The organism is Actinomadura sp. NEAU-AAG7, from assembly GCF_018603865.1.
GTDB lineage: Bacteria > Actinomycetota > Actinomycetes > Streptosporangiales > Streptosporangiaceae > Spirillospora > Spirillospora litoris.
In genome coordinates this window covers 359,426-376,362 of record NZ_JAHFZY010000004.1, presented here as the reverse complement: position 1 = coordinate 376,362, position 16,937 = coordinate 359,426, and the positions used below count along the sequence as shown (strand labels likewise).

Below are 16,937 nucleotides of genomic sequence, written 5' to 3'. Positions count from 1 at the left end.
GGCTGGTTGAGGTCGGGTGCGACTTCTTTGAAGGGGCCTGGTGGTTCACCTGGGGTGACGGGCGACGTATCACTCCGGTGAGTGACGTTGAGTATGCCGTCGCACTCGTCGTCCGGGAACTGGCCCGGTCTTAGCGGTAGGCATGGGAAGGCCCCGCCAGTCCCCAGTGGGTGCTGGCGGGGCCTTCAGTGCGTTACTTCGTCAGGGGGAGGGTCAGGGAGGAGTTGCGGAGGTCTACCTTGACCTTTGTGCCCGCCGGGTAGCGGAGGCTGTAGGCGTGGTCGGTGGCCACGATCATCAGGCCGATCCGGTGGCCGGGCTTGAAGATGTAGTCGTAGGGCTGCATCGGCCAGGAGAACGTGTAGTCCTTGCCTGCCTTGATGGGCTCGGTGACCGATGCGCTGTGACGGTTGCGCACGTCCATCCAGCCGCGCGTCACGACCTTGAACGGGGTGACGGCGGTGCTGTAGCCGCGGTTCGTGCGGCAGCCCTGGTCGGTGGGGATGGAGTCGCCGTAGCACCAGGTGCCCGAGGTCGGCGCGAAGCCCGAGATGCGCGTGTCCGTGCCGTAGTCGACGAGGATCGCCGACAGGTACGGGGACTTGCCGTCGACCGAGGCGCGGACCTTGATCTTCGCGGTGCCGCTGAGCTTGGTGGCCTTCGTCAGCTTGGGCGTGAGGTACATCAGGCGGTTCGGGTCCGGCTTGTCCTCGTTGGCGGCGAGTTCCTCCACCGTTCGGGACGGGGCGTCCACCAGGGAGTCGGTGCCGTGGCCGCGCTTGCCCAGGGTGCCGGTCGACAGGCCCAGCTCCGTCGGACGGGCGGACGCGTCGGGCCAGTCCCGGTGCGTCTCCCACTGGCCCGGCGTGCGCTCCAGGTCCACGCGGGGCTGGCGCATGACGTCGTTGCGGACGCCGTACAGCTCGTGCGCGAACCAGAGGTTGAGGGCCTCCAGCCATTCGCCCTTGCGGACGTCCAGGGGCTCGTCGTGGGCCGCCTGGTGGATCCACAGTTTGCGGTTGACGTGCGCCTTCTTCAGCCCCTCCCAGAGGAGGGACATCTGGATGGGCTTGACGTTCCAGTCCGCGAGGCCGCTCGTCATGAAGACGCTGGCCTTGAAGTCGGGCGCGCTCTTGGCGAAGTTCCGCAGGTCCCAGGTGCGGTTGTAGTCGCCGGTGACGCGGTCCATGCCGGGTTCGAGCTTGCGGATGACCTTCTCGCAGACGCCCGGGTTCTTGCGGGACAGGACGACCTTCGCGTGCAGGTCGAGGTCCTCGCCGTTCCAGCCGTCGGGGGCGACGACGGCGCCGTTCGCGCGGTACTCGTCGTACCAGTTGGAGACGCCGGAGATCGACACGACGGTCTTCAGGCCGCGCACGCCGGTCGCGGCGGCGGCGAGGGGCAGCGTGCCGTCGTAGGACTTGCCCGCCATCGCGACGTCGCCGGTCGACCAGTCCGCCCGGATCTTCTTGCCGGACGCGTCGTAGGCGGTGGCCTTGCCGGTCAGCCACTTGATGACCTGCGTCATGCCCTCGGTCTCGTTGGGGCCGACGGCGGTGGGGCAGCCGTCGGAGTCGCCCGTGCCGAGCGTGTCGGCGGCGAGGACGGCGTAGCCGCGGGAGACGAAGTAGTTGTCGTAGTAGACGCGGGAGTAGCTCGTCGGGCCGGGCGGGGCGGTTGGGACGTTCCACTCGGCGAGCCGCGGGTAGTCGGTGACGTCGGCCGGGTGGTAGGGGGTGTCGTGGAGCCCCGCGAAGTACGGGCTGCCCTCAAGGATCGAGGCGACCTTCAGGCGCCCGTTCGTCTCCTTGGGGCGGGTGACGAAGACCGAGACCCGGTCGCGCTTGCCGTCGTTGTCGCTGTCCACGTTCGTCTCGACGAAGACCTTCTCGCGCACGGCGTCCGCGAAGGAGAACGCCGGCTGGGTCTTGCCGTCCTTGACGACGATGTGGGGGCGCCCCGCGTCGGGGCGTCCGGTGTCGGCGAACGCGGGCATCGTGCCGGCGATGAGGCCGGTGGCGCCCGCGACGGCCGCCACGGAGAGTAGTGAGAGTCGCACCGTTGCTCCTCCGAAACTGAATGAAACCTGATCAGCTTCGTGGGGTACGGAACGCCCGTCAACGGTGATTGTTAACAAACCGGCCGGTTTACGATATCCGGTCGATCACCAGGGGTTGGAGGCCGGTGACGCTGGTGTCGGAACCTATTTCGTAGGCGCCGTCCAGCGCTTCGAGGGCGCGGTCGAAGCGGGACGCGTCGTCGGCGTGCAAGGTGAGGAGGGGTTGACCCTGAGTCACCTTCTCGCCCGGCTTGGCGTGGCAGATGACGCCCGCGCCGAAGGACACCGGGTCCTCCTTGCGGGCCCGGCCCGCGCCGAGGCGCCAGGCGGCGACGCCGACTCCGTAGGCGTCCAGCCTGGTCAGGACGCCGGTGGACGGGGCGATCACCTGGTGCGTCTCGGCGGCGGAGGGCAGCGGGGCGTCGGGGTCGCCGCCCTGGGCGGTGATCATGCGGCGCCAGACGTCCATCGCGGTGCCGTCCGCCAGAGCGTCGGCGGGGTCCCGGTCGGTGATTCCGGCGGCGGCCAGCATCTCGCGGGCCAGGGTGACCGTGAGTTCGACGACGTCGGACGGGCCGCCGCCCGCCAGCACCTCGACGGACTCGGCCACCTCGACCGCGTTCCCGACCGCGTTGCCCAGCGGGCGGTCCATCGCGGTGAGCAGCGCGACCGTGCGCAGGCCGTGGTCGGTGCCGATCGCGACCATGGTCTCGGCCAGCTCGCGGGCGTCGGCGGCGGTCTTCATGAACGCGCCGGAGCCGACCTTGACGTCCAGGACCAGCGCGCCCGTGCCTTCCGCGATCTTCTTGGACATGATCGAGGACGCGATCAGCGGGATCGACTCGACGGTGCCGGTGACGTCGCGCAGGGCGTAGAGCTTGCGGTCGGCGGGGGCCAGGCCCGTCCCGGCGGCGCAGACCACCGCGCCCGCTTCTGTCAGGACGTCCAGCATCTCCTCGTTGGAGAGCGACGCCCGCCAGCCGGGGATCGACTCCAGCTTGTCCAGGGTACCGCCGGTGTGGCCGAGCCCTCGCCCCGAGAGCTGCGGGACGGCCGCGCCGCACGCCGCGACGAGCGGCGCGAGCGGCAGGGTGATCTTGTCGCCGACGCCGCCGGTGGAGTGCTTGTCGGTGGTCGGCCGGTCGAGCGCCGACCAGTCCATCCGCTCGCCGGAGCGGATCATCGCCTCCGTCCAGCGGGCCACCTCGGGACGGGTCATCCCGTTCAGCAGGATCGCCATCGCGAGCGCCGACATCTGCTCGTCGGCGATCGTGCCGCGCGTGTAGGCGTCGACCGCGAAGTCGATCTGCTCGGGGGTCAGCTCCGCGCCGTCCCGCTTCGCGCGGATGACATCGATGGCGTCCACAGGGTCCTCTCAGATGCGGGTGGTCAGGTCTTCGGGGCCGAACGCGTCCGGGAGCACTTCCCTCATGGTCAGGACGCCGCGCGCCGTCGCCAGCAGCATGTCCGGGCCGCCGTGCTCCCAGAGGAGCTGGCGGCAGCGCCCGCACGGCATCAGCGGGTCGCCGTTCCGGTCGACGACCGCGACGGCCACCAGGCGGGGGTTCTCCGACTTGCCCGGTCCGTAGAGGGCCGACACGATGGCGCATTCCGCGCACAGCACGAGGCCGTACGAGGCGTTCTCGACGTTGCAGCCGGTGATCACGCGGCCGTCGTCCACGAGCGCGGCGGCGCCGACGGGGAACTTCGAGTACGGGGCGTAGGCCCGTTCCATCGCCACCCATGCGGCGTCGCGGAGGGCGGGCCAGTCGATGTCGGTCATACCTTCATGATCCCCGTTTCGGAGCCCCAGTACTAACGAGCCTCGCCTCGGCGGTACCGCAGGCCGTCGGCGGCGGGCATGCGGAGGCGTTGGCTGGCCAGGGCCAGGACGAGGAGCGTCGTCAGGTGCGGGGTGAACGACACCAGCTCGCCCGGGACGCTGTCGCTGAGCAGGAACCACGCCAGCAGGCCCGCCGCCGCGACCAGTGCCAGGGCGGCGCCGATCGTCGCGTTGCGGACCTCGCGGCGGCCGAGGTCGGTGGTGACCCGCGGCCGCATCCGGTTCGCGCGGACGGCCTGCCACGCCGCCACCGCCACCAGCAGGACGGCGACGAACAGCAGCAGCGCGTGCACCGACTGGCCGCCGCCGCGCACGTTCATCGCGTCGGTGTAGCCGAACAGCAGCGAGCCCGAGGCGAGGCCGCCCGGACGCCAGTTGCCGAAGATCATCGCGGCGAGGCCGATGAAGCCGCGGCCGCCGGTCTGGCCGTCCTGGTAGAACGGCGCGGCGACCGTGACCAGGAACGCGCCCGCGAGGCCGGAGCAGCCGCCGGAGATCATGACGGCGGCGTACTTCATCCGGTAGACGTGCACGCCGAGCGACTCGGCGGCGTAGGGGTCCTCGCCGCAGGAGCGGATCCGCAGGCCGAACGCCGTCTTCCACAGGACGAGGAAGCTCACCGGGATCAGCAGGATCGCCACCAGCGTCAGCAGCGACATGCCGTTGGTCAGGCCGCGCAGGATGCCCGCCACGTCCGAGAGGAGGAACCAGTGGTGGCGCTCCAGCGAGCCGAGCCAGTCGGGGCTCTTCCAGCCGCCGATCTCGCCGCCCGACAGCACCGGCAGCGTCACCGTCCGGATCGGGTCGACCGACGGTGACTGCCGGGCGCCGCCGCCGAGCGCCTTCGCCTCGCCGGTGGTGAAGATCAGCCCGGCGAGGAACTGGGTGAGGCCGAGGCCGAGGATGTTGATCGCGACGCCGGACACGATGTGGTCGACGCCGAACGTGACGGTCGCGATGGCGTGCAGCAGGCCGCCGAGCATCCCGCCGAGGACGCCGAACAGGACGCCGACCCACGGGCCCCACTGGTATCCGGCCCACGCGCCCGTCCACGTCCCGAGGATCATCATGCCCTCAAGGCCGATGTTGATCACGCCGGAGCGCTCCGCCCACAGCCCGCCGAGCCCGGCGAGGAAGATCGGGACGGCGAGCCGGAGCGCGGCGCTGACCGTCCCGCTGGAGGTGACGTCGTCGGCGCCGTCCAGCACCCGGACGAGCGAGAGCAGCACCAGCAGCCCGGCCGCGATCAGCAGGTAGTGCGGCCAGCGCAGCCGCGCCGGGGCCGCGGCCTTCACCTTGGCGACGGCTTCGGTCGCGGTCATGAGGCGCTCCCAGCGGACTCGCGGGCCAGGTCGTGGCCGGTGGCCAGCTCGTCGGCGACGGTCCGCTGCTGGAGCCTGATCTCCCAGCGGCGCATCAGCTCGTAGACGATGACGACGGTCAGCACGACCACGCCCTGCATCACCCCGACGATCTCCTTCGGCACGTCGACCTCCTGGAGGACGTCGGAGGTCTGGTCGAGGAAGGCGAACAGCAGCGCGGCGAGCGCGATGCCCGCCGGGTGGTTGCGGCCGAGCAGCGCCACCGTGATGCCGGTGAAGCCGAGCCCGGCCGGGAAGTTCAGCGAGTACTCATACGAGGCGCCGAGCAGCTCGGGCATGCCGATCAGCCCCGCGACCGCGCCGGAGGCGACCATCGTGATCACGATCATCCGGCGGGCGCTGACACCGCTCGCCCGCGCGGCCGAGGGCGACAGGCCCGAGACCTTCAGGTCGAAGCCGAAGCGGGTGCGGTTGATCACGACCCAGAACACGACGCCGACGACGATCGCGAGCGGCAGCAGCCCGTACACCTGGCCGGGCAGGTCGATGCCGATCGAGGACAGGAACCCGTTCAGCGGGCCGACCCGTCCGTCGGAGGGGATCTGCGGGGTCGCGACGTTGTTGCTGCCGGGGCGGACCTCGGCGAGCCGCTTGTCGTTCAGCAGGTAGGCGATCAGGCCGGTCGCGATCGCGTTCAGCATGATCGTGGAGAGCACCTCGCTGACGCCGCGGGTGACCTTGAGGACGCCCGCGATCGCGGCCCACAGCCCGCCGATCAGCATCGCGGCGATGATCACCAGCATCTGGCCGAACGGGGCGGGCAGGGTCAGCGCGCCGCCGAGCGCCGCCGCGAGGAAGGCCGCGAGCCGGTACTGGCCGTCCACGCCGATGTTGAGCAGCGCCATCCGGAAGCCGATCGCGACCGCGACCGCCGACAGGTAGTAGCGGGTCGCGCGGTTGATGATGTCGACGATCGAGTTCTCGGTGGTGCCGTAGTCGATCATGCTCTGGATCGAGCTGACCGGGTCGGCGCCGGTGATCCGCAGCAGCGCGGCCGTGATCGCGAGCGAGATCAGCAGCGCGAGGACGGGCGCGCCGATCTTCAGCGCCAGCCCGCGCGGGCCCAGGCCCTGGAGGACGGCCTTCCAGGCGGGCACCGTCTCCGGCACCGCCCCGGGGTCCTTCTCCGAAGGCTTCGCGGGCACCGGGGCCTTGCCCTCCGGGCCGCTCACGACGGGTCTCCCGCGGCGGTCATGGCGGAGCCGAGCGCCTGCGGGGTGACCTCCCGCGGGTCGACCTCCGCGACGAGACGGCCCCGCAGGATCACGTGCAGGGTGTCGGACATTCCGATGAGTTCCTCAAGATCGGCGCTGATCAGCAGCACGGCGAGGCCGTCCGCGCGGGCCTGCCGCAGGTGGTCCCAGATGGCGGCCTGCGCGCCCACGTCGATGCCCCGGGTCGGGTGCGCGGCGATCAGCAGCCGCGGCTCGCCCGACATCTCGCGTCCGACGATCAGCTTCTGCTGGTTGCCGCCCGACAGCGCGGCGGCGGGCACGTCGATGCCCGGCGTCCGCACGTCGTACTCCCGGACGATCCGGGTCGTGTCGCGGCGCGCGCCGCGCCGGTCGACCCACGGGCCCCGGACGTTCGGGCGCCGCGTCTGGTGGCCCAGCATCCGGTTCTCCCAGAGCGTCCCCTCCAGGACGAGCCCGTGCCGGTGCCGGTCCTCGGGGATGTAGGCGATGCCCGCCTCGCGGCGCCGGCGGGTGGTCCAGTGGGTGACGTCGTCGCCGCCGTAGGTGATCGTCCCGGCGTCCGCGTGCCGGATGCCCATGATCGCCTCGATCAGCTCGCTCTGCCCGTTGCCCTCGACCCCGGCGAGCCCGACGATCTCGCCGCGCCGGATGCGCAGCGACACCTCGTCCACGACGGGACGGCCGCCGGGCGCCAGCACGGTCAGCCCGGACAGCTCCAGCTCGACGTCGTCGGTGACGGTGGATTCGCGGAGCTCCGGGGTGGGAAGCTCCGAGCCCACCATCAGCTCGGCGAGCCGCCGCGAGGTGACCTGCGCCGGGTCCAGCCGGGTCGCGACCGTGGTACCGCGCCTGATCACCGAGATCGTGTCGGCGACCGACAGCACCTCGTCGAGCTTGTGCGAGATGAACAGCACGGTCAGGCCCTCGGCGCGCAGGTCGCGCAGGTTGCCGAACAGCTCCTCGACCTCCTGCGGGACGAGCACGGCGGTCGGCTCGTCCAGGATCAGCACGCGGGCGCCCCGGTAGAGCACCTTGAGGATCTCCACGCGCTGCCGCTCGCCGACGCCGAGGGTCTCGACGAGCACGTCGGGGTTGACGCGCAGGCCGTAGGCCCGCGACATCTCGCGGATCCTCTCGCGGGCGGCGGCGAAGTCGATCCGGCCGCGCCGCCACCCCTTGCCGCGGGGCTCGGCGCCGAGGATCACGTTCTCCAGCACGGTCAGGTTGTCGGCCAGCTTGAAGTGCTGGTGGACCATGCCGATGCCGCGGGCGATCGCGTCCGCCGGCGTGCGGAACGCGACCTTCTCCCCCTCGACCTCGATGCCGCCCTCGTCCGGACGCTGCATCCCGTAGAGGATCTTCATCAGCGTGGACTTCCCGGCGCCGTTCTCACCGCACAGCGCGTGCACCTCGCCGCGCTCGATCGTGAGGTTGATGTCGCGGTTGGCGACCACGCCGGGGAACCGCTTGGTGATCGATGTCAGCCGGACGGCCGCCACCTGGTCGGACACGGGTCCCCCTCCTGCCTCGGACGTCGCCGGACCACCGGGCCCGCGCGCCCTCCCGAGGGGGCGGCGCGCGGGCCCGGCCGGATCGCTACGGCTTGGTCGGGACGGTGATCTTGCGTGCGACGATGTCGGCCTTCAGCCCGTCCAGCTTGGCCTTGATGTCGTCGACCTTGCCGCCGGACGTCGCGTAGCCCACGCCGTCATTGCTGAGGTCGTAGGTCTTCGTCCCGGGCTGGAAGGTGTTCTTGGCGACGCTCTCCACGAAGTCGAACACGGCGAGGTCCACGTGCTTGACCATGGAGGTGAGGATGAACTCCTTCGCCCCGGCCACGGCGGGCTGGTTGTACTGGTCGGAGTCGACCCCGATCGCCCACTTCTTCTCCTGGCCGACGGTGTTGATCACGCCGATGCCCGCGCCGCCCGCCGCGTGGTAGATCACGTCGGCGCCCGCGTCGAGCTGGCCCTTGGCAGCCTCGTTGCCGAGCGCCGGGTTCTTGAACCCGTCGAAGTTCGGCGGCTGCGTCAGGTACTTGGCGGGCAGCACCTTGATGCTCGGCTTGGCCTTCTTGGCGCCCGCGGTGTACCCGGCCTCGAACTTGTTGATCAGCGGCACGTTGACGCCGCCGATGAACCCGATCGTGCCGGTCTTGGACTTCAGCGCGGCGGCGGCGCCGACCAGGAACGACCCCTGCTCCTCGGAGAAGCAGGCGCCCTTGACGTTCGGGCCGGACACCTTGCACTGGTCGGCGTCCACGACGAGGAACTTGGTCTTCGGGAAGTCCTTGGCGACCTTGACCAGGGACTCGGTGTAGGCGAAGCCGACGCCGATGATCGGGTTGTAGCCCTTGTTGGCGAGCAGCCGCAGGCGCGACTCCTTGTCGGCGGGGGGCTCGTCGGGCTTGGCGGAGATCTCCTCGGTGGAGACGTTCAGGTCCTTCTTGGCCCTGTCCAGGCCGGCCGCCGCCGAGTCGTTGAACGACTGGTCGCCGCGGCCGCCGATGTCGAAGGCGAGCCCGATCTTGAGGGCCTTCTTGCCGTCGCCGTCACCGCTGTCGCCGGCCTTCTTGCCGCCGCACCCGGCGGCGCCGAGAGACAGCGCCGCGGCCGTCACGGTGGCGAGCGAGATCTTCAAACCACGGCGCTTCAAACCACGGCGCAAGGTAGCGCTCCTTCCGTTCCCCACCCACGGTCGGCCGGTCCGGCGACCGAAATCGATCGGACGTTACCTGGCGGTTGGCTGATTGCTCCCGGCGTGCGCCGTTTCGCAACAGGTCCGTTACCAATGCGTAGGCATATCGCCACAGGTCAGAGGCCCCCGGGACGGGACGTCCCGGGGGTGAGTGCGGATGCCGGACGGCTAGGCCAGGGCCGCGCCCTCGATCGGCTCGGCGTCACCGGGGCGTCCGGCCTCCCACAACGCGGTCAGCGCGGTCGCGGCGAGCACCCGGACGCCGACGGCCAGGCACCGCTCGTCGATGTCGAAGTCGCCCCGGTGCAGGTCGTACTCGCCGGGCGAGCCGGGCGTGCGGACGCCGAGCCGCGCCAGCGCCCCGGGGATCGACTCCAGGTACCAGCCGAAATCCTCGCCGCCGAGGCTCTGCGGCGTGGGCACGACGCCCTCCTCGTCGATCACCTGCGCGGCGGCGTCGCGGAACATCTGCACGCTGGTCGCCTCGTTCACCGTCGGCGGGACGCCCCGGACGTACTCCAGCGACGCCTCCACGTCGTAGGCGGCGGCGACCGACTGGAGCAGCGCCTTCATCATCTCCGGCGCGCGGTGCCAGGCGTCGTCGTCCAGGCAGCGGACGGTGCCCTCGGCGATCCCGTCGTCGGGGATCGCGTTCGCGACCGACCCCGCCGAGATCCGCCCCCACACCAGCGACAGGCTGGAGCGCGGGTCGACCCGCCGCGACAGCGCCGAGGGCAGCTCGGTGACGATCTTGGCGAGCGCGTACACGAGGTCGGCGGTCAGGTGCGGCCGGGCGGTGTGCCCGCCGGGCCCGGTGACCTTCACATACACCTTGTCGCACGCGGCGGTGATCGGCCCGGTGCGCAGGCCGAGCTGGCCGACCTCGATGCGCGGGTCGCAGTGCAGCGCGAACGCGCGGTCCACGCCCGCGATACCGCCGGCCGCCATCACGTCCAGCGCCCCGCCCGGCGTCTCCTCGGCGGGCTGGAACAGCAGCCGGACGCGGCCGGGCAGCAGCCCCGCCTCCGCCTGCTGGGCCAGGAACAGGCCCGCGCCCAGCACCATCGTGGTGTGCGCGTCGTGCCCGCAGGCGTGGGCGACGCCGGGAACCGTCGACCGGTAGGGGACGTGCTCCTTCTCGTCCTGGAGGGGGAGGGCGTCGATGTCGGCGCGCAGCGCGACCGTGGTGCCGTCGGCGGGGCCGATGTCGCAGAACAGGCCGGTGCCGCGCGGGAGGATCCGCGGTTCGAGGCCGGCGGCGCGCAGCCGCTCGGCGATCAGCCGGGTCGTGCGGTGCTCGGCGTACCCCAGCTCGGGGTGGGCGTGCAGGTCGCGGCGGAAGGCGACGAGCTCGTCCTCGTGGCGGGTGAGGAAGGCGTCGAGCTGCGGTTGCAGCGCCGCGCCGCCGAGGACGGACGCGGCGCCGCCGGCCCCGGACGGTGCCGCCGCGGCGCCGGACACGGCCGGTACCCCGGCGTCGTCCTGCGAGCCCTCGGGGCCCGGGGCGGTGGGAGGTTCAAGACCGGGCATCACCCCGTGTCCCGGATGTGTCATGTGCGCCCCCTGCGCGAGGGCGGGGCCGTAGGGCGCCCGCCCGGTGGTCTGGTCGGTGGTGCTGTTCTCGCCTTCGTTTTCGTACTGGTATTCACCGGTCCCCCCGGTCTTGTTCGCGCGCGGGGCCGGCTTGTTCGTGCGCGGGGCGGGCCCGTCCGCCCGTGCGGGACCGGCCCCCTTGCCGGATCCCGTGCCTGGTCCCGTGCCGGACCGGGTGTCCGATCCGGCGTCCGAACCGTTGTCGGCCCCCGCCTCGGCCCCGGACCCCGCGTCAGGCCCCGCCCCGGCCCGCTCCCCCGGCCGGGGGCCGGGCCGCCGGGGCCGGGGGCCCGCTGGTTTCTCGCCTGCGCCGGCCGGTCCCTCAGGTCCCGGCATGTGCGACCTCCCCCAGTGTGACGAACCTGTCCTCCGCGAGCTCGGTGATCGCCGCGTCGACGATGTGCTCCAACGTGCCGCCCTCGGCGCGGATCGCGCGCTGCCGTTCGTACGGCGCCCCGTGTTCGAGCACCTCCCCGGCCACCTTGAGCTCCTCCGCGCAGCCGAGCCGGTCGGCCACCGGCTCCAGTTCGCGGATCAGCTCGTAGATGTCGTCGCGGAGTGGTGCGGTACTACCAGTGTCATCGGTGATGACGATGGCGTCGAGTCCGTATCTGGTCGCCCTCCACTTGTTGTCGCGTACCACCCACGCGGCGGGCCTGGGCAGCGTGTAGCCGCGGTCGAGCTGCTGGTCGAACAGCGTGACGAGGCTCTGGCACAGCGCGGCGGCCATGCCCACCTCGCGCATCGTCGGGATCCCGTCGAACATGCGGATCTCGACAGTGCCGAAGTCCGGGTGCGGACGGATGTCCCACCAGACCTCCTTGATGCTGCGGATCGTTCCGGCGCGGAGCAGCGTGTCCATGTAATCCTCGAACGCGGCCCAGTCGTCCAGCAAGTGGGGCGGTCCGGCCGTTGGAAGCTGGCCGAAGACGACGGCCCGGCAGGAGGCCAGCCCGGTGTCGCTGCCGCTCCAGAACGGGCTGGAGGCGGTCAGCGCCAGGAAGTGCGGCAGGTAGGCCGACAGCGCGTTCACGATCGGGATCGCCTTGGCGCCGTCGGAGACGCCCACGTGGACGTGGACGCCGAACGTCTGGATGCGGCGGGCCAGCCACTGCATCTCCTCGATGAGCTGGGCGTAGCGGCCCATCGGCGCCATCACCGCGTCCCGCCAGTCGCTGATCGGGTGGGTGCCCGTGCAGGCGAGCGTCAGGTCGCGCTCGGCGGCGGCGCCGCGCAGGGCCGACAGCGTGCCCGCGAGGTCGTTCTTGGCCTCCCCCACGGTGTGGCAGATGTCGGTGACGATCTCGACCGTCGACTCCATCAGCTCGTGCCGGATCTTCGGGAGCCCCGTGATCTCGCCGAGGACGGGCAGGGCGGCGAGCACCTCGCGGGCGTCCTGTCGCAGGTGCCTGGTCTCCGCATCGACCAGCTGGAGCTCCCACTCGACTCCGAGCGTCGCCCCGTTCGATGCGTTGAAGTCAATGGCCACGGCCAACCTCCGTCCACAATCCTTGCAGGTCGTTGCGTGGCACGTGGCGCAATTCAGCCAGCGGGTCCCTAAGCCTGGACAAACGCCGGTCCAGGTCACGTGTTCGTTCCATGATGGCGCCCGCGCCCGTCGCCTCGCCGGTTCTCCATGCCCTTTGTGGACCAATTGACTCGTACGGGCGGGCGACGAACAAGGCCGAGCCACACTTTTCGGTCATCGAACACGTCCGCGACACCACTAGATCGAACTAGTCAGCCCGTCCCAAAATACCGCCCATGACAGACTGTAACGGATGATGGGTGTCCCCTACGCTCGGTTAGTCCCGAATCATCCCGAGGATGGTGTCTCCCGGTCCGGGTACCTCTCCTCCGGATACGTCGCCTAGTCTTCGGGGGAGTCATGGGCGTTGGGGGCAGCCGCGGAGCTGCGGAAGCTAGGAGCGGCGGGAGCTTGCTACCAGACCTACAGGCATCGCGGACCCGTACGCGCCGCGCCGTGGCGGTGATCACCGTGCCGTTCCTGGCGGTCGCCCTCACCGCGCCGCCGGCGCTGGCCGCGCCGCCGGCCGACCCGGTCGGCGGGCCGCAGCTCGCGGGGCGCGGGGTCGTCGTCAACCAGATGGCGGGCGTCCCGGCGCTGCCGAAGATCAAGGCGTCCTCGTACCTGGTCGCCGACGGCGACACCGGCGAGGTGCTGGCGGCCAAGGACCCGCACGGCCGCTACCTGCCGGCGAGCACGCTGAAGACGCTGACCGCGCTGACCCTGGTCCCGCGCCTGGATCCCGACCGGCTCGTCCACCCCTCGCAGAAGGCGTGCGACGTGGAGGGCACGAAGGTCGGGCTGACGCCGAAGATGGCGTACAAGGTGTCCGACCTCTTCCACGCGCTGATGATGATGTCCGCCAACGACGCGGCGGTGACGCTCGCCGAGGCGGACGGCGGGCTGAAGAAGACCATCGCCGACATGAACGCCGAGGCCAGGCGGATCAACGCCCGCGACACGCTCGCCGGGTCGCCGAACGGCCTCGACAAGGACCTCGGGCTGGACGTGCGGACCCAGCACACCTCGGCCTACGACCTGGCGCTGATCCTGCGCGAGGGGCTGAAGAGCGCCGACTACCGCCGCTACGTGCAGGCGATCGACTTCCAGTTCCCGGCGCCGCCCACCAAGAAGGAGCGCAAGAAGGGCAAGAAGGTCGGCGGGTACCCGATCCACACGCACAACAAGCTGCTGCCGGGCGAGCGGTACGGCTACGACGGCCTGCTCGGCGGCAAGAACGGCTACACGGTCGCGGCCGGGCAGACCTACGTGGCCGCCGCCCGGCGCGGCGGGCACACGATCGTCATCTCGCTGATGCGGGCCGACCAGCCGCCCTCGCCGTACGCGGTCAAGCTGCTGGACTGGGGGTTCGCGGCGCGCGGCAAGACCAAGCCGGTGGGCGCGCTGGTGCCGCCCGGCGACGCGCCCGAGCCCGGCAAGGACGGCTCGGGCGGCCTGCTGCCCGACGCCCCGCTGGCCTCCGACAACTCGACCCGGATGTGGCTGCTCGTGGGCGGCGGCGCGGTCGGCGCCGTCCTCGCGATCGGGGTGCTGGCGGCGGTGCTGCGGCGGCGCCGCCGGTACCGCTACGGGCCGCTGCCCGCCGCGCGGGCGGCCGCGCCGGGCGAGCCGTCCTACGAGGACCCCAACCCGTAGCCCGCGGGGTCAGCGAACCGACGGGGGCACCGGGGGTCAGCGGGCGGTCGCCGGGCGGTTCGGGATCGGGTCGATCCTGTCCCGGGGCTCGGTGCCGGGGTCGGTGCGCTCCGGGTTGCCCTCGTCGGCGCTCATGACGACGCGCCGCGTGGCCGTCCAGGCGGCGACGAAGAGCACGAACCGGGACACGATGTTCATCCACACCATCAGCCCGACCAGGACGGCGAACGAGGCGTAGACGGGGTTCTGCGTGGTGCGGCCGATCAGCAGCGTCGCGACCTGCTTGAGCAGCTCGAAGCCGACCGCGCCGAACAGCGCCCCGCGCGCGATCCGCCGCCAGGGCGCGCGGGTGCCCGAGAGCCGGGTGAACAGCACCAGGAAGATCACGGTGTCGAAGGCCATGGCGACGGCCAGCGACAGCAGCCGCAGGGCCGTCCCGGCGCCGGTGACGTCCTCCAGCCCCATCCACGACAGGACGGTGTGCGTCGCCGAGGTGGTGATGGTCGAGACCGCGATGCCGCAGATCAGGATCACGCCGAGGAACAGCAGGACGGCGAGGTCCCACAGCCGCTTGCTGGCGAAGTTGCCGCCGCCGGTCGGCTTGTTGTCCCAGATGTCGCGCAGGGACTCGCGCAGCACGTCGACCCAGCCGAGCCCGGTGAACAGCAGCGCGGCCACGCCGACGATGCCGACGGCCGTCTTGGACTGGGCGATCTGCTCCACCTGGAGCTCGTCGGACAGGCCGGGCAGCAGCGAGTTGACGGCCTTCACGAAGTAGTCCCGCGCCTGCGTGCTGACGCCGACGAGGTAGCCGAGCAGCGCGTAGGCGAGCGCGAGCAGCGGGAAGAAGGACAGGAACGCGTGGTAGGTGAGGGCCGCCGCGAGCCGCTCGCCGCGCCGGTCGGTGTAGCGCTCGAACGCCCGGCCCAGGTGGTCGAACCACTTCCAGCGCGCGCGCCAGCCCCGCAGCAGCTCACGTCCCGCGCCCAGGCGGGCCTGGATTCGGGCCTCGCTCCCCCGCCTGACCTTCGTGATCACCTGCCGCATGGACGGAACGTACCCACATCCGGCGCTCCGATGCAGCGCACGGTAATCACGGGTTGAACATTCCGTTGCCCGAAAGGGGTTGCGCGTCCTCGGGGCACGGCGCCCGGGTCCGCGCCTCCAGCGTCAGGGGGCCGCGCTTCCGGAACCGAACACGTAGTCGTGCTGGGGGCGCCACACGCCGTCGCCGCCGTGCACGTACAGGGAGAACCCCCAGACGTCGAAGTCGGCGGCGTATCCGGCGAGGTCCTTGAACGCGCGGTCCATGACCTCGTCGGGCAGGTGGTGCGCGATCGTCACGTGCGGGTGGTACGGGTAGTCGAGCGGACGGTCGAGCGGCCCCGACAGAACACGCGCCTGGAGCCGCTCGCAACCACCGATTCCCTCGGCCAGAGCTACGAACACGACCGGTGAGACTGGACGGAACGTTCCGCTGCCACGCAACCGGATGCGGAACGGGCGCTCGGTGCGCGCGATCGCCCGCAGGTGCGCCTCGACGGCCCCGAGCGCCGCCGCGTCCACCTCGGTGGGCGGCAGCAGCGTGATGTGGGTCGGGATCGCGCCCGCGAGCGGATCGCCGAACGAGGCGCGCTTGCGTTGCAGCAGCGCGCCGTGGGGGTCCGGGATCGGGATCGCCACCCCGATCATCCGCACGCCGGGCGGGCGCGTGCCCGTCCCGCGGCCTCCCGCGTCCGCCCGCTCAGCGACCACGTCCCACGAATCCCACCCGGTCGCGGACGATCTCCATCGTCCGCTCGGCGACGGCCGAGGCGCGGCCCGCGCCGTGCGCCAGGAGCCGTTCGAGCCGCTCCTCGTCGTCCAGGAGCCGGAGCGTGCGCTCCCTGATCGGCGTGAAGGTGTCGAGGACGACCTGCGCGAGGTCCTTCTTGAACTGGCCGTAGCCCGAGCCCGCGTACCGGGCCTCCAGATCGGCGACGGACGTGCCCTCCAGCGCGGAGTAGATCCGCAGCAGGTTGGTGACGCCCGCCTTCTTCTCCTCGTCGTAGACGACCTCGGAGCCGGTGTCGGTGACCGCGCGCATGATCTTCTTGCGCATCGGGCCCGGGTCCTCCAGGACGTCCACGATGCCCTGCGGCGAGGACGCCGACTTGCTCATCTTCGCGGTCGGCTCCTGAAGATCGGTGATCTTCGCGGCGTCCTTGGGGATGAACGCCTCGGGGGCGACGAACGTCTCGCCGAAGCGGTGGTTGAAGCGCCCGGCGAGGGTGCGGGTCAGCTCCAGGTGCTGCCGCTGGTCCTCGCCGACCGGGACCCGCAGGTCGGGGGCGTCCGGGCCCGGCTCGGGGCTGTAGAGCAGGATGTCGGCGGCCTGGAGGACCGGGTAGGTGAACAGGCCGACGCTGGTGCCCGCCGAGCCCTGCTTGGACGACTTGTCCTTGAACTGGGTCATCCGCCCGGCCTCGCCGAAGCCGGTGAGGCAGCCGAGCACCCACGCCAGCTCGGCGTGCTCGGGGACGTGGCTCTGCACGAACACGGTGGCGCGGTCGGGGTCGACGCCCATCGCCAGGAGCTGGGCGGCGGCGACCTTGGTCCGGCGGCGCAGCACGGCCGGGTCGTGCTCGATCGTGATCGCGTGGAGGTCGACCACGCAGTAGAACGCGTCGTGGGTGTCCTGCATCGCGACCCACTGCCGCAGCGCGCCCAGGTAGTTGCCGAGGTGGAAGGAGTCGGCGGTGGGCTGGATCCCCGAGAAGACGCGGGGGAGCGCGGGGCCGCCCTCGGAGGAGGAGCCGCCTGCGGGGTTGGAAGCTACGGACATGTCCACGGACCGATTCTCTCAGGTGCCGCCGGGCTCCTCGCGGGCCGGCGCCTCGTGCGGGGCGACCGCCCGCGGGATCGCGGGCGGGGGCGCGCGCCGACGGCACGGTCTCGACGGCACGGTCTGCCGCGTCGCCGCGCCTGCGCGTCCCGCACATCA

At 71.5% G+C, this 16,937-nt stretch carries 13 protein-coding genes; 1 reads left to right on the top strand and 12 read right to left on the bottom strand.

Going from position 1 to position 16,937, the window contains the following annotated elements; all coding sequences use genetic code 11:
* Positions 1–193 precede the first annotated feature (193 nt).
* From KLI87_RS20745 to KLI87_RS20705, 9 genes are all read right to left on the bottom strand, one after another.
* Entirely contained in the window at positions 194–2,059 is a 1,866-nt protein-coding gene (locus KLI87_RS20745; protein ID WP_214618320.1) for a Xaa-Pro dipeptidyl-peptidase, read from the bottom strand.
* A gap of 88 nt (positions 2,060–2,147) precedes the next feature.
* Positions 2,148–3,425 carry a thymidine phosphorylase gene (locus tag KLI87_RS20740; RefSeq protein ID WP_214618319.1) on the bottom strand — a complete coding sequence of 426 codons (1,278 nt, stop codon included), beginning with the start codon at positions 3,423–3,425 and terminating at the stop codon, positions 2,148–2,150.
* A 9-nt stretch (positions 3,426–3,434) separates the two neighbouring features.
* Positions 3,435–3,842 carry a cytidine deaminase gene (locus KLI87_RS20735; RefSeq protein ID WP_156219592.1) on the bottom strand — a complete coding sequence of 136 codons (408 nt, stop codon included), beginning with the start codon at positions 3,840–3,842 and terminating at the stop codon, positions 3,435–3,437.
* Between the two features lie 32 nt (positions 3,843–3,874).
* Positions 3,875–5,224: an ABC transporter permease gene (locus tag KLI87_RS20730; RefSeq protein ID WP_214618318.1), complete on the bottom strand. Its 1,350-nt coding sequence runs from the start codon at positions 5,222–5,224 to the stop codon at positions 3,875–3,877.
* Entirely contained in the window at positions 5,221–6,456 is a 1,236-nt protein-coding gene (locus tag KLI87_RS20725) for an ABC transporter permease (RefSeq protein WP_308166091.1), read from the bottom strand. Before KLI87_RS20725 ends, KLI87_RS20730 begins: the two co-directional genes overlap by 4 nt.
* A complete protein-coding gene (locus tag KLI87_RS20720) occupies positions 6,453–7,991 on the bottom strand; it encodes an ABC transporter ATP-binding protein (RefSeq protein WP_214618317.1) in 1,539 nt (512 codons plus the stop codon). Before KLI87_RS20720 ends, KLI87_RS20725 begins: the two co-directional genes overlap by 4 nt.
* 85 nt (positions 7,992–8,076) lie before the next feature.
* Positions 8,077–9,147 carry a BMP family protein gene (locus KLI87_RS20715; protein ID WP_246250573.1) on the bottom strand — a complete coding sequence of 357 codons (1,071 nt, stop codon included), beginning with the start codon at positions 9,145–9,147 and terminating at the stop codon, positions 8,077–8,079.
* A 198-nt stretch (positions 9,148–9,345) separates the two neighbouring features.
* The gene (locus tag KLI87_RS20710; RefSeq protein ID WP_246250576.1) at positions 9,346–10,707 is read right to left on the bottom strand and encodes a M20 family metallopeptidase; all 1,362 of its coding nucleotides are present in this window, start codon (positions 10,705–10,707) and stop codon (positions 9,346–9,348) included.
* A gap of 385 nt (positions 10,708–11,092) precedes the next feature.
* Entirely contained in the window at positions 11,093–12,259 is a 1,167-nt protein-coding gene (locus tag KLI87_RS20705; RefSeq protein WP_214618316.1) for a glutamate--cysteine ligase, read from the bottom strand.
* Between the two features lie 495 nt (positions 12,260–12,754).
* On the opposite strand from KLI87_RS20705, the gene KLI87_RS20700 reads away from it, so the two are divergent.
* Positions 12,755–13,954 carry a D-alanyl-D-alanine carboxypeptidase gene (locus KLI87_RS20700; protein ID WP_308166090.1) on the top strand — a complete coding sequence of 400 codons (1,200 nt, stop codon included), beginning with the start codon at positions 12,755–12,757 and terminating at the stop codon, positions 13,952–13,954.
* Between the two features lie 36 nt (positions 13,955–13,990).
* On the opposite strand, the gene KLI87_RS20695 is transcribed toward KLI87_RS20700, so the two are convergent.
* The 3 genes from KLI87_RS20695 to trpS all read right to left on the bottom strand — a co-directional run bounded on the left by KLI87_RS20695 (position 13,991) and on the right by trpS (position 16,778).
* A complete protein-coding gene (locus KLI87_RS20695) occupies positions 13,991–15,001 on the bottom strand; it encodes a YihY/virulence factor BrkB family protein (protein ID WP_214618315.1) in 1,011 nt (336 codons plus the stop codon).
* A gap of 123 nt (positions 15,002–15,124) precedes the next feature.
* Entirely contained in the window at positions 15,125–15,709 is a 585-nt protein-coding gene (locus KLI87_RS20690; RefSeq protein WP_308166089.1) for a 2'-5' RNA ligase family protein, read from the bottom strand.
* Positions 15,699–16,778 (bottom strand): tryptophan--tRNA ligase, encoded by a 1,080-nt coding sequence (trpS, locus tag KLI87_RS20685; protein ID WP_156219854.1) that lies wholly within the window; start codon positions 16,776–16,778, stop codon positions 15,699–15,701. The genes KLI87_RS20690 and trpS overlap by 11 nt, the downstream gene beginning before the upstream one ends.
* Positions 16,779–16,937 lie beyond the last annotated feature (159 nt).